Here is a 13,592-nt window from a genome sequence, read left to right as displayed (position 1 = left end):
GTTGCGCCTTGGATGGATGGGTTGGCCATTGAGCCGCGGGTGTTCGGTCAAGCTTGGTTGCGCCTTGAAGTGATCCGTTTCGGGTAATAGGGGAAAGCCCGCGAGCCTGCCTTTCTTCGGGCTGCCGATTCGAAGCAATGGCCCCATCCGTGTCGGGAAGGGGGCGAACAGGGCGGGAAAGAAAAGCCGCATCCCGTGTTAACCCTGAAATCCTGAGATTTAAACGAAGATCAAGCCATGATCATCCATGGAAACCCATCCCCGCCACGAAAATGGGCGCTCCTTCATTTCGGGCTAGGCTTTTTTGGGGGCAGGTGCTTTAATGGTCACAATTTTTCCTGCTTTGGGCGAGTGTTTCGGATCTGGACATACAGCTTCGAGAACCCGTGTTTCGGTAGTGGGATTGGCAGAGGCGATGACCGAGCACATGTGAATTTTCCCGCCGGCCTATTCTTCCTAACCATGAGACGGGTGCTGAACCGGAAACCGAGTAAACGGTATCGACAGGACTTTAAGTTGAAACACAGGTCAGACCTGTTGCCGCGACCCATTCGTGACAAGGCTTTTTGATGGATTTTTGGAGGCTTGAATGAGCGTCTATCGTTCTTGGCGCGCACCACTTTTCTGTTTCTTGCTCGCCGGCTGCCTGCCGGTTTTTGGCGCCGGGTTTGCCCTGTACCAAGGTAGCGCGCGCGGCAATGCGCAAGGCGGTTTGCCCGCCGCGGGAGATGACGCTTCCGCAATTTTTTACAACCCGGCCGGGATTACCAATTTGGAAGGGACCCACTTTATGGCCGGTATGACCCTGATCACCCCCAGCGCCGATCTGAGTCTGACCAATACCTATACCGGCCGCGTGACTACCGCGGAACCCCAGGACGATTTTTTTATTCCGCCGCATGTTTACTATTCGCGCCCGATTGACGACAACCTCTGGTTGGGTATCGGGGTTTTCTCTCGTTTTGGCTTGGGTTCCGAGTTCGAAGACGACTTTGCCGGGCGTTACAACAGTATTGACGCCAACATTGAAACCATCGAGTTCAACCCCAACATCGCCTGGAAGGTCAATGATCAGATCTCACTGGCGGCCGGGGTGCGCATCATGTACCTCGATGTGCTTCTTGAAGGTACCGTCGACGCGAGCCCCTTGCTGGGGATCGATGAACGCAACAACCCCGAAACCACCACCTACGATGTCAACCAACGGGTGACCGGCGACGCCTTGGGTTACGGCTTCAACTTTGGTCTGTTTTACCGCATGAACCAACAGTGGTCGTTCGGTGTGTCTTACTACAGCGAGGTCAAACAAGAGGTTGATAACGGTGCCGTCAAATTCAAAAAACCGGCGGGTTTGCCCGATACCTTGTTCCTCGATTCGCCCGGGACCGCCGAACTCGATTTGCCCGCCATGGCTTTTTTCGGGGCTTCCTACAAGCCTTCCGAGGCCTGGAGCTTGACCTTTGGCGCCGTCTATACCGGTTGGGAGTCCTTTGACGAGATTCGTTTGGAATTTGATCGTCCCATTATTATCATTCCCGGCCTGGGCGTGGGGGTTACCGAAACCGTGTCTCCCGAGAATTGGCAAGACAGTTGGAAGTACAACATCGGCGCCGAGTTCCGCGTAACCGACGCCATTTGGGTGCAAACCGGTTTTGTGTACGATGATTCCCCGTTGCGTGAGGAAACCATCGATTACCGCTTGCCCACCAACGACCGTACCCTGATTAATTTGGGAACCACCTTTAACACCGGCGAATGGACGATTTCCCTGGCGGTCAACTACCTAACCATTAAAGATCGCGACTTGCCGGACCAGCAGTTGGCCGACGGGGTGTTGCCGTCCACCGTTCGCAATGGTGGCGCCATTTTGACCGCCTTCTCCATCGGCCGTCAGTTTTAGCCTGCGGTTCTCACAAGGATTCGTGGCGAGAAGCTGAAAGCCTTGTGAGTACGAAGATTGCGACGGAGAAACGGCACAGGGGTCCGACCTATCGGCGTAGCAGCTGAGGCGAAGGCGGCTCGACCGAGTAAGGCGGATGGCCGCCCCGCGGATGGCCGCCCCGCGGAAGGCCGCCCCCTTGTAATCGCATGGGTTGCCCCGTGGTAGAATTCCTTGTGAGAAATGCGGGCTAGCCTTGCCGGCGGGTTGCGCGATGCGGTGCCCGCCCGGCCTTGCTCAGCATGAGGAGAACGTTTTCATGAAACAGTGGTTAATGATTGCTTTTTATCTGATTGGCGGAAGCTTGCTTTCGGCGGCGGACAGCACCGTTACCCAAAGCGACGCGGTGCTGGGTACCTGGTTCACCGAAAAAGATGATTCCCGCATTGAAATCTATGCCTGCGAAGGCAAATTCTGCGGCAAAATCACCTGGCTGAAAGATCCGCTTTACGATGAACACGACCAAATGGCGGGGAAACCCAAGGTGGATCGCGAGAATCCCAAGAAGGCGTTGCGGTCCCGCTCCATTGTCGGTTTGGAGATTATGACCGGTTTCGTTTTCGATGAGGGCAGTTGGGTTAGCGGCCGCATCTACGATCCCGAAAGTGGCAAAACCTATAAGTGCAAAATGAAAATCTCCGAAGAGGGTCATTTACAGGTGCGCGGTTACATCGGTATTCCCGCCTTGGGTCGCACCACGACTTGGACCAGGGAGCCCAGTGACGCCCAGTACGCGGTCGAATAACACCCGTGTCTGAAACCCGTCCGGCCGTTTCGGTCCTGATGCCGGTCTACAACGGCATGCCCTACCTACCCGAAGCCGTGGCCGCGGTCCAGGCGCAGCGTGATTGTGCCTTTGAGTGTGTGGTGGTCAATGACGGCTCCGAGGACGGAACAGCCGCTTATTTAGACCAAATCGCGCGGGAGGATCCTCGCTTTCGCGTGTTCCATGCACCCCACGGCGGCATCGTCGCCGCGCTTAATCTTGGGTTAACCCATGTTCGGGCGGATTGGATCGCGCGAATGGATGCGGATGACCAATGCGCCCCGGATCGACTGGCCAGGCAGGCGCGTTTCCTCCAGGCGCATCCCGAGATTGGCTTGGTAGCGGCGCGGGTGGCTTATGACGGGGATGCCGAACGCAACCGCGGTTTTGCCTTGTACGTCGATTGGTCTAATGAGCTCTGCGAACCCGAGATGATTTGGTTGAACCGTTTTGTAGAATCGCCCTTGGTTCACCCCAGCGTGATGTTCCGCCGCGACTGCGTGGCGCGTTTTGGCGGCTACCGAGACGGTGCGTTCCCCGAGGATTATGAACTTTGGTTGCGCTGGTTGGACGCCGGCGTGAAGATGTCGAAACTCCCAGAGGTGTTGGTTTCTTGGCGAGAACGGGAGGATCGGTTAACCCGGGTCCACGAACGTTATACCGATCTTGCTTTTTACCGCGCGAAAGCACTGTACCTGCAGCGTTTCTTGAGCCGCCACTTGAAGAATAAGCCGCGCCCGATTTGGGTGTGGGGTGCCGGACGCACCACGCGCAAACGTGCCAAGATGTTGGAAGAAAACGGGCTAACCATCGCATCTTATATCGATATTAACCCCAAGAAAATCGGACAGACCATTGATGAAAAACCCGTGGTCGCTCCTGCTGCGATACCGGAACCCGCTCGTTGTTTTGTGTTGGCCTACGTGGGGAGCCGCGGCGCTCGCGAACAAATCGCCGCGTTTTTAGAGGAAAAGGGGTTTCGAGCGGGTCGTGATTACCTCCTTGCTGCTTAGCGCGTTTTGCGTGGTTGGGATGTTACGGGGCAAAAGTAGCCAGACAACGGACAAAGGCCGCGCGATCACCGCTTAGCGTCAAGACGCCCCGTTCCAAGGCGGTTTCGAGGGGGAGGGTTCCGTCGGCAAAAACCGCTTGGAAGTTGGCCGCCGCGGCGGAAAGGACAAAGGCGGCATCCTCGCGCAAGGTTTCGAGATAGGTCATTTGGCCGTGATGGACGTGAACCGTGTGGTGGTAGTCGCCGATCACGAAGCCGTATTTTTCATCGCGATCCAGGCAGGTTTCAGGGCGAAAACGCGCGCGGAAAGCAAGGGCGTTCCACTGGGGTGACCAGGCCGCGTCGGACTCGCCGGGCGGCAGACGCATGCCCCAATGGGCTAATGCGGCGAGCGCGGGGGCCAAGGCTAGGCCGTCTTCGGTTAATCGGTAGGCTTTGACGGAAAGGGGTGGGGGTAGCAGGGCTTGTTCGACCAAGCCGTGTGCCTCGAGATGTTTGAGGCGGGAAGCCAAGAGGTTGGTGCCCATGGCGGGCAGGTCGGCGGCGAGGTCCTTATAGCGTCGGGGTCCGGCGAGTAGGTTGCGGATCAAGAGCATCGTCCAGCGTTCGCCGATGACGTCGAGTGCTCGGGCGAGGGAGCAACGTTGGTGGTAACCGCGTTTTCGCGACATGAAACACCTCCGGGCCTGATTGTAGATCAATTTAAAAAAAGAGGCCAGAAACTTGACTTTAATATCTTAAGAACTTAAAAAATATATAGCGACTTGGTTATCCGGTCGATTTTTACTCCTCGAGGTGGTCCCCATGAACCTGTCTTTTTCTTCAATGCCAGGCGCGCCGTTCTTTGCGAACGCGCTGTTTTCTCTTTTAACCGGTGCCACGCTGTTGGTGTTGGCACCCCAAGCCGCCGTATGGCTGGGTTTACAACACGCGGCGATTCCGGCCGTGATCGGTGGCTCACTGCTGTTTTTTGCCGGGCACATCCTGATTGCCTTAAAGCGTCGTAAGCCGATTGTGGCCGAGTTGGTTTACTTTACGGTGTTGGATGTGGTGTGGGTGCTTGCCAGTGTCGTCTTGTTGGTTGCCTTCCCGGGGACCCTTAGCCGTGAGGGTCGCTTTGCTGTTTTGGCTGTTGGCGTGGTGGTGGAGGCTTTGGCCACGCTTCAGGCATGGGGTTTGTGGCGCGCATTCCGTCGTCAGACCGCGTGAGCGGTGGGAAAGACGTGGGTTGTTTGATTCTTTGTAAGTTGCTGGTTTAGAGCATGTTGATTTCGATTTAAGCGTTGGGTCGACAGTGGGGTCGTTGAAAGAGATGGGGAGGATCGCTTGTAACCTGCGGGTTTGGTCGGTGAGATTTCCTAGAAATATGACGGTTATCTGATGTGTAATGAGGTGTGAAAAGAGTCAAAAATACTACTTTTACGCTATGTTTACTTCGGAAAAAGACCTTATCGCTTATACTTTGCCCATCAAGAACGACAACTTGTCAGAAGCATTTTTCTCTCCTCTCGGCCCCTTCACAGGGGCCGTTTTTTTTTGGGTTTTGGCTTCTGCTGTTTGGGCGGGGATCTGGTGAAAGGGGGCGTTTCGCTCTGTTTACTGGGTTTGCCACGAGAAATGAGGCGAAAGTACCTGATGAACCAATCGTTCAAACGTACGGTGCCGTGTCTGCAAAACGAAACGGATGCTGGGTGTTATCCGCGTTTTGTTCGGGCATTTTTTGGAGCGGTTTTCCGCTTCGGTGCACGCACACGCCTCGGCGTATGCTGAAGTGGCACGCACACGCCTCGGCGTATGCTGAAGTGGCACGCACACGCCGAGGCGTGTGCTGAAGTGGCACGCCGGATCAAGGTCCGGCCAGAGGGGAGGAGATGGGTGCGAGGAAGGCACCATCAAACCAGGTCATGGACCGGATCAGGGCCAGGCCTGACGGTGGGATGGGCCGGGAGAAGGCCCCGATCAAATCAGGTCGTGGACAGGATGATGGTTCAACCCAATGGTGGGCGTGGGCCCTCGGAGGGCACAGTCAATTCAGCACATGGATCGAATTAAGGCCGGTCAATCGGCCTTAATTGTCAGGGATGAGGCGTGTCTCAATCCGATTCGTCAGGTTCGGCGCGGGTGCTCGCTGGCCTTAATGCCAGGCTTAACCCTCGCCGTCCATGCTGCTTTCTTTGACGCGTTGGCGCGCTTCTGAATCGGAGCGCGACCAAAACACATCCTCGTGATTCACAAACGCCATACGTTGCGCGCGTTCGGGATAGACCTCGCCCAAAAGGCGGTGCATGGTTTGGCAGGCGGCCCGGTAATTGGGGTGGCCCTGGGGGGTCGTGCGCAGTTCCAGCATGTGCATCAAGGCACGATCATTCATTTCCACCGACCAGCGCATTTTGTGGCCTTGCAGGAAGGCGTATTCCCGTTCACGCGGCAGGTGTTGGTCCAAATAAGCGTACAAGGCTTCGCTTGCTTCCAACGCGCGGGCCGCGTGTTCGCCCAGGCCCGCGGCTTCGATTTCCAGCGGCATCTCAAAGCCAAGGTCGGGCACCAACGGCTGAACCTGAATCGTGCCCATGCGATGGCGCATCAGATCCTTGTAAACCGCCCACTCGGTCACGCAATCGAAGAGATGGTTTTGACCGTGCTCGATGCCGCGCTCCGGGCGATCCCGGCGGGTGCCGCGGTTTCCGTAATAGGTGTCCCAGATGCGTTTCAACGGGTCGGGGGTCAAGCCGGCGACACGACGGCGCAGGGTTTCGAAATCGCAGCGCACGTAAGGGAAGAGCATCGCGGTGAGCATGGACAGGTCGGCGGCCTGTCGCCAAGCGCCGCGCAAATCGCCGCCTCCTTGGGTTTGTTCGTGGATCCAGGCGAAATCAACCTCGACCAAACGAATCCCCGAGTCGCTTGGTGTCCTTTGTAAATCGGCAAACAAATCGCCGGCCAGGTCGGCCATGGCGTCGCGATTACGGATCGCGTAATCCGAGGCCTTGGCGCGTTTCACATAATGGGGAATCACCTGGGAGAGTTCGGCAAAAGCGGCCTCGCCCAGTTGTACCGCCTCCGGCAGGTTCGCGGTTAACATTTTGGAAATCAGGTGCTGAAAGAAACGGCCGTTGCCGAACAGGCCCATGTTGGCGCGGGTGGCCAAGGGCAGGAACGGGCGCAGTACGTCGCACACCTTGGTTTTAAGATCGTTGTTGTAGGTGCGTTTGAACGCGCGCCGTGCCTTGTCACTCTGTAATTCGGACCAGCGGGCGCCCATTTCGCCCAAATCGTACTCGGCAGATTCCAGGGGTTTCTTTTCCTGGAGTGCTTCGTAGAGCGGTTGCCACATCGCGGTGTACGCGTCAAAAATAATGTCCATGTGACGGCGGTAAACCGCGTGGTGCGGTGTATTCAGCGTTGCTTCAGGGGTCACATACAGGTAACCCTGTTCGGGATCCTTGTGGTCGTAACGCACGTAGCGGGTCGACTGCTCGATGGGAGAGCCACCGATGCGGCGGTGTTCGATAACCTTGGTGGCCAACATGGAGATGCCTTCGAACGAAAGGTGGGCGCCTTCAAGCTCGCCTACCGAATCGTCGCCGTATGCGATCAACACCCGTTCAATCAGCTTGTCCGCCTTGCGCATTTGCAGTTTGTCCTCTTTGACAAACTCGCGCAGCAAGGTTTCGCGCAAACCGGTTTCGGCCCGGCTATAACGCGCCATCACGGCGCCGACGATGCCGTGTAAGTTTTTAATCGCAAAAACCGGTTTATCGGTGTTGGTGACGTACCGTGCGAGCAATGCTTCTTCTTGCCGCCGGGTTTCGTCGTTGGGATGTTCCATGGTTTCAGATCCTGTCCGCGGAGATGGGGGCCAACGCCGCGAAGCGATGGTGCGGATTGGCCGCCTTAGGCGGTTTCAAAAGCGCGGATAAAAAACAAAAAGCGCTCCCATCGAACATCGAGGCAATGAACGCCGCCAAGCATACCACCCTGGGCTGAGGATGAAAAGAAATCAGGCCGGCCCGCATTTCCGCGTTCTCGCTTTGCGCCGGCCGCCGGCGCTCGGGCCCCGCGTTGAATGCGGGTTAAGCTTCAGGTTCCTCGTCTTCCAGGTCCTGGAGCAATTGCTCCTTGCGCAGCCATTCCGCAAAAACTTGGATGTCGACCAGGTAGACCTTCATGTCGTCGTCTTTCCAAACACCGATGGTGGTTTGGGCCTCGGGCACCGTGCGGGCGCGGTACCGCATTTGGTTCGGCGTCACCGGGATCAGGCGACACACTTCCGTCAGCAGGAACACCCCTTGCGCCTGGAGCAAAGCTTTCATGTCCCAGTCCTTCTGAACCGTGCGCACCCGAGGCCGCAGTTGCTCGTTATAAAAGGAACGGAAGTTTTGCATGCGCACGATCCAGTGGGTCCAAAGCCGGCGCAAACCGAGTTCTTCCCAAATATCGACCCCGCGTTGTTCGAACTCGACGGCCTTTTTCTTGACCGATTCTGCTTTGATTTCCAGCAGATCACATATGTCTTTGAGGTAAAAAATACACTGCTGTTCGAGTAGTTCATCCACCGTCCATTCGGGATTCACCTTCCCGAACTTCATTTCATCATCCTCAAAGATGCGTTTTTTCATCGATATGGTGCCTTCCCGGGGGAACCCCTGTGCTTTCTTAAGAGCCTTGTTTCTTTCGCGGTGTCACCCGACGGATCGGTGCTGCGCGGTTTTCGCTGTAAACAGATTCGGCCCGCTTCATGAGACAGATGGTTGTGGGCCGAACCTTTCCATCCCGGTCGTTCCCAAAAGACTTTTTGGCGGAACGCTCCCTGGGAATGGTGGGTTCGCGGTTCTGGTGGCGACGGCTTCATGATCCCATTGATAACCGCTGTTAACATTGAATAACCGCGGGTTTCGTATTATCTGAAGTTTGTTTATGTGGCGATAAGCGTGAATTATCGCCGCGATCAGGAATTTTAATGCCTGTCGCGACTGTCGTTCAATCAAAAACTGAAGCGATGTTGAATTTTGTTTGTTTCTGTTTAACACGGCAGCAATTGTGCGTTTCTTTATGTTCGTTTTCAAAAAGATGATGGTGGTTGGTTAAGCACCGTGAGTAAAGTGTGAAAAAAATATTTTTCATCAGGAGAATTTTGACGAAAATCGGCGTGAGACTACATCTGTACCCTTTCGATCTTTAAAAAAACATTAGAAAGTCGTGTTCCAGTTGGTTGGCGGTCGTCCCGCGTGTTGCACGCTGTTGTGTCCTTTGGTTGTTTTTAATCGATTGAGTTGTACTTTTTTTGTGAATTTTCTTGGGCTTTGGTGTGCTTTTAGATGGGATTCTTTAGTAAATATTTGAAAATATTGAACTAATGGTTTTACGTGGAGATTTCTTGGAGGCCTCTTTTTTCGGGTAGCGTTCGCAGCACGACGGCGCCTGAATATGCATCGCCAAGGTTCCTTTCAAACAGGCCTTGTGTTCCCCGCGCGGCCTGTTAGAGTGTGAGAGCTTCACTTTTAAAACCTAAGCGGTGTCGGAGCGAGGGGTTTTGGCTAAAGGTCTGGAGAAAAATGGTTTAGGAAAAGAAAGTCGGGTCGCGTCCGACCGCATCCGTTGGTCCTGAGCACTTTTACAGGCCGTTGCAGCCCAGAGGTTTAGCCAAAATCACCGCGAGTAATCGCCCTTCTTAGGTAAAATCCAGGATCGGCAGAAGACGTCGCCCCGGCGTTAAGCGGTAAATCGTCGGGCGGTTTTCCGAAAGGGGCCAATGGGATGCTGTTCCAACCCAATTTTGAATTTTTCTCTAAGCTCACCACCAACCTCATCCAAGGTCCCCTGCGGCGCCGCTGCTTGGCGACCCAAGTAACCGCTTCCAATCAATTTTGGCAAGCCGAGACCTTGGACCGTTTGCCCTTTCTCAGTGTCGCCGCCCTGCCGGAACTCCACCGGGTGTTGACGGATTGGATGGCCGAAGTCGGCGTGCCGCGCCCAGTTCGTACCGTTGGGGCTGAGCATGCGCACCACCTTTTTCATTCAGCCCAACTCTTTGGTTGTTTGGCGTGTGCCGACCCCGTTTGGATGGGTGCCGCCGAGAATTTGCTCAATCATTACGCGGTGGATCCCGTGTTCTTGCCAGAAGACGAGCGACCCGCGCTAATTGGTTTTTTGTGGTGCGATCAAACCCGTTCCACGCCTGGCGACGCCTGGAGCTTGGCGCCCTGGTCCGATTACCATTTACCGGTCACCCAGCTGCTACAGGAGCATGATGTGACCCTTTACACCCCGGAAAAGCGGGCCCTATGGCGGGTGGAAAGCGATGCGCTGCTCGGCGGACTGGTTCCTTGTCTGCCGGGACTTCAAGTGGGGAATCATGTGCATCGCGCGGCCTTTCATCATGGGACGCGGGTGGTTTATGTTGGTGTTTTATTTGGTTTGATCAGTTCTTGGCTGGAACTTTCCCAACTCCATCAAAGCCCGGAGGCCTCGTCCTTGGAAGCGCGTTGGTTTGTCCTGCGCGAACATTTGCGCAATACCCTTTCGGTGCGCGATCATTCGGCCGACCGCGGTTTTTGGTCGATTGCCTGGATGTTGGTCCACGAGTTGGCCCTGGAAGTGTTGCGATTGGCCAATGGTTTCTTGGATCACGCCTCGCAGCAACTGTTGCTTTATTTAAGGCCGATGCTGGCCCATCTCAACCTGCTGTCACCCGCGCTCAAATCCGATGTGATGCCGGTCCACCGGCTCTTGGCCACGGTGGACGAACCCGTCACCCCGCTCGCCCCGGCGCCGGAGCAACCGGTGAAAACCGCGTTGGCCGGTCTCAAAATTCTTGATTTCACCCGGCTTTACCCCGGCCCCACCGCCACCATGATGCTGGCCGAGTTGGGGGCCGACGTTATCCGCGTGGAGGATCCCCGGCGTCCCGACGGCATGCGCCTCTACCCACCTTTTGTGGATGGTGAAGCGGCGGGTTACCTGGCTGTTAACCGCGGCAAGCGCTCACTGGCCCTTGATCTCAGTCGGCCGGAAAGCCGCGCGGTGCTCCAGCGGTTGGTGGCGCAAGTTGATGTCGTGATTGAGGGATTTAAACCGGGAACCATGGCGCGGTTCGGTATGGCGTGGGCGCAGTTGAAAACCCACTTCCCCCGTTTGGTGTACCTTTCTTTGAGTGGTTACGGTCAAGACGGACCGGCGGCCGACAAGGCCGGCCACGACATCAACTATTTGGCCTACAGCGGGTTTCTCGGCTTGAACCGCGACGCCGCCGGTGTGCCGGTGATGCCCGGCGGCCAAATCGCCGATATCGCGGGGGGTGCTTACCTGGCCGCGTTCGGTGTTTTGGCCGGGGTTGCCGCGCGTGACCGCCACGGCCGCGGCCAATGGGTGGATTTGGCCATGCTGGACGGGGTGATGCCTTTGTTGGGTTTGCAACTGGCCCATCATTGGGCAGGTCCAGCCCAAGGTCAGAAAGGCTTTTTGTCCGGTGCCTTGGCGTGTTACCGGGTGTACCGGTGTGCGGATGATCGTTATGCGGCACTCGGCGCCCTTGAACCCAAGTTCTGGCGGGCCTTTTGTCAATGGGCCGAGCAGCCAGGATGGTTGGCCGATCAGTTTGCCGAGGGCGCGGCTCAGGAACAACTTATCGAGGCGGTCACCACCTTCTTCGCCAGACGACCCTTGGCCGATTGGATCGACCGCGCGGCACATGAAAACTTTTGTTTGGCCCCGGTCCGCGATTTAAAGGAACTGGCCGACTGCCCGATGCTTAAGGCGCGCGGCATGATCGCTACCCAAAAAACCGCGGCGGGCACCCCGGTGCTGGGGGTGGCGTCGCCCCTCAAGCTGTCGATGACACCCGCGACCGTTGGTGGCATCGCGCCCGAGGTTGGCCGTGATTCCCATGGGGTCCTTGTGGAGATGGGGTTTAGCAGCACTGAAATCGAGTCCCTCGTCGCGGAAGGTGTTTTATATTGTCCGCCTCCAGATGAGGCATCGGTAGGAACGTCCTTCTAAAATAGGGCCCGCGTCGGAGATCATGAGCCTTCATTGATAAGGACTTTTTTCCGACACGGGCCGTTGTTTTTTGGGATTTAGAGGAAAATTCCTGCCACGGTGGCGGTGGTCCAGGAGGCGAGGGCGCCGCCGAACATGGCGCGAATACCGACCCGCGCCAAATCGGAACGGCGTTCCGGGGCGAGTGCGGCGAGACCGCCGATTTGAATGCCGATAGAGCTGAAGTTGGCGAAACCGCACAGCGCGTAGGTGGCGATGCGCTGAGCGCGCGGGCTGATAACGCCGTCGTTGATGTACTGGCCGAGGCTGCCGAACGCGACGAACTCGTTGAGGCTCATTTTGACGCCGAGCAGGTTGCCGACCGCCTCGGCGTCTTCCCAGGGGACACCCATCAAGAAAGCCAGTGGGGCCAGGAGTTTACCGAACAATGTCTGCAGTGAGCCAGGAAAGATACCCGCGTATTCGCTGACCACCGGCGAGGTGCCCGTGATCGCATAGTCGTATTTTTCGCCGCCGAGCAGTTTGTAGTCGATTACCCAATCGAGGATGTTGAGGATGCTGTCGAGTACCGCGATCAGCGCGATAAAACCAATCAACATGGCGCCGACATTTAAGGCCAGTTTAAAGCCGTCGCTTATGCCGTTGGTGGCGGCCTCAAGCACGTTTTCGCCGACTTCGATTTTAGGGAGTGGGACGTCGCCCGCTGTTTCCGAGTGTTCGGATTCGGGATAAATAATTTTGCCGATGACCAGGGCCGCCGGGGCCGACATCACGCTGGCCGCGATCAAATCGCCCGCGTTGACACCCATGTTGATGTAACCCGCCAAAACGCCGCCGGCGATGGTGGCGAAGCCGCCGACCATGATGGTGAGCAACTCGGAGTTGGTCATTTTGGCCAAAAAGGGTTTGATCAGGAGCGGGGCTTCGGTTTGACCAACAAAGACGTTGGCGCTGCAAGAGAGGGTCTCCGCGCCACTGGTGCCGATCGTCCAGCGCATGAACTTACTCAAGGCTTCAATAACTTTCTGCATGATGCCCAGGTGGTACAACACGCTCATGAAACCGCCGAAGAAAATAATCGTCGGCAGCACCACGAAGCCGAATTGGAAACCGAACCCGGGGAAGGGACCGCCGTCGGAGAAAAAGTACTCGCGTTTGGCGAGGTTGCCGAAAATGAATTGGGCACCGTAATCGGAGAAACTGAGGAACTCGGAAACACCCGCGCTGAAGCGGTCGAAGATGGCTTCACCGGGAATGCGTTCGGCGATGAGGTAGGTAAACAAAAAAGTGACGAAGGCGGCCGCGATGGGGCCACGCAGATGGTCTCGCTTGAGCACATAGGCGTTGAGCACCATCAGACCGACCATCAGGACCGCGAGGATCCAAAGGGGTAAAACCTGGTTCACGAAATAACCCAATAGGCCGAGCGCGGCGGCGCCGGTACTGTTGGCGATGGCGCTCATGAGCAGGTTGTCTTTGACCACCATGTGTTCGCGCATGTTGAAGTTAACCAGTAACAATGCCAAGACGGCCATGCCCAGGAAACTGTAATTGTCTTGGTTCAAGATGATTAAGGCAAACACAAATTGAAGGCCCATGCCCCACAGGATGGGTTTGAAATTGACATTCCAGCGGTCGACGGAAAGGCACCAGGCAAGAAAGAGCAACGAGAACATGCCCACGAGACTCATCAGATCCATTAAATAACTCCAAAATAAAAAAGAATCAGGCCGGCGTCCCTTGGGGCCGTACCGCGGCCGTCCGATGGGCGCTTCGTGCTTCCGCTTGGGTTTCGAGATAGGCCCGCTTCGGGTGATGTGAATAGGTCCTGAGTTTACCCTAGAGAATTCCCCGATGCCAAAGAGAAATACGCCGTT

Annotated in this window: 9 protein-coding genes; 5 read left to right on the top strand and 4 right to left on the bottom strand. The window is 56.3% G+C overall.

Going from position 1 to position 13,592, the window contains the following annotated elements; all coding sequences use genetic code 11:
* Nucleotides 1–589: 589 nt before the first annotated feature.
* The 3 genes from J3U88_RS14390 to J3U88_RS14380 all read left to right on the top strand — a co-directional run bounded on the left by J3U88_RS14390 (nucleotide 590) and on the right by J3U88_RS14380 (nucleotide 3,718).
* Nucleotides 590–1,900, top strand: coding sequence for an OmpP1/FadL family transporter (locus J3U88_RS14390; RefSeq protein WP_207859562.1), 1,311 nt, complete (start codon nucleotides 590–592; stop codon nucleotides 1,898–1,900).
* A gap of 298 nt (nucleotides 1,901–2,198) precedes the next feature.
* Nucleotides 2,199–2,684: a DUF2147 domain-containing protein gene (locus tag J3U88_RS14385; protein ID WP_207859561.1), complete on the top strand. Its 486-nt coding sequence runs from the start codon at nucleotides 2,199–2,201 to the stop codon at nucleotides 2,682–2,684.
* Nucleotides 2,685–2,689: 5 nt separating this feature from the next.
* The gene (locus J3U88_RS14380; RefSeq protein ID WP_207859560.1) at nucleotides 2,690–3,718 is read left to right on the top strand and encodes a glycosyltransferase; all 1,029 of its coding nucleotides are present in this window, start codon (nucleotides 2,690–2,692) and stop codon (nucleotides 3,716–3,718) included.
* Nucleotides 3,719–3,740: 22 nt separating this feature from the next.
* Here J3U88_RS14380 and J3U88_RS14375 read toward each other — a convergent pair whose 3' ends face one another.
* Nucleotides 3,741–4,388 (bottom strand): winged helix-turn-helix transcriptional regulator, encoded by a 648-nt coding sequence (locus tag J3U88_RS14375; RefSeq protein WP_207859559.1) that lies wholly within the window; start codon nucleotides 4,386–4,388, stop codon nucleotides 3,741–3,743.
* Nucleotides 4,389–4,521: 133 nt separating this feature from the next.
* Between J3U88_RS14375 and J3U88_RS14370 the strand changes: the two genes are divergently transcribed.
* Nucleotides 4,522–4,926, top strand: coding sequence for a hypothetical protein (locus J3U88_RS14370; protein WP_207859558.1), 405 nt, complete (start codon nucleotides 4,522–4,524; stop codon nucleotides 4,924–4,926).
* A gap of 937 nt (nucleotides 4,927–5,863) precedes the next feature.
* On the opposite strand, the gene J3U88_RS14365 is transcribed toward J3U88_RS14370, so the two are convergent.
* Complete coding sequence (locus J3U88_RS14365; RefSeq protein WP_207859557.1) at nucleotides 5,864–7,546, bottom strand: FAD-dependent thymidylate synthase; 1,683 nt, start codon at nucleotides 7,544–7,546, stop codon at nucleotides 5,864–5,866.
* Nucleotides 7,547–7,790: 244 nt separating this feature from the next.
* A complete protein-coding gene (locus J3U88_RS14360; protein ID WP_207859556.1) occupies nucleotides 7,791–8,306 on the bottom strand; it encodes a hypothetical protein in 516 nt (171 codons plus the stop codon).
* Between the two features lie 1,168 nt (nucleotides 8,307–9,474).
* Here J3U88_RS14360 and J3U88_RS14355 point away from each other — a divergent pair.
* Nucleotides 9,475–11,715 carry a CaiB/BaiF CoA transferase family protein gene (locus J3U88_RS14355; RefSeq protein WP_207859555.1) on the top strand — a complete coding sequence of 747 codons (2,241 nt, stop codon included), beginning with the start codon at nucleotides 9,475–9,477 and terminating at the stop codon, nucleotides 11,713–11,715.
* A 77-nt stretch (nucleotides 11,716–11,792) separates the two neighbouring features.
* Here J3U88_RS14355 and J3U88_RS14350 read toward each other — a convergent pair whose 3' ends face one another.
* Nucleotides 11,793–13,415, bottom strand: coding sequence for a NupC/NupG family nucleoside CNT transporter (locus J3U88_RS14350; protein ID WP_207859554.1), 1,623 nt, complete (start codon nucleotides 13,413–13,415; stop codon nucleotides 11,793–11,795).
* Nucleotides 13,416–13,592: the final 177 nt, after the last annotated feature.

The organism is Acanthopleuribacter pedis (genome assembly GCF_017377855.1).
Taxonomy (GTDB): Bacteria; Acidobacteriota; Holophagae; order Acanthopleuribacterales; family Acanthopleuribacteraceae; genus Acanthopleuribacter; species Acanthopleuribacter pedis.
This window is presented reverse-complemented; position numbering and strand designations above follow the sequence as displayed.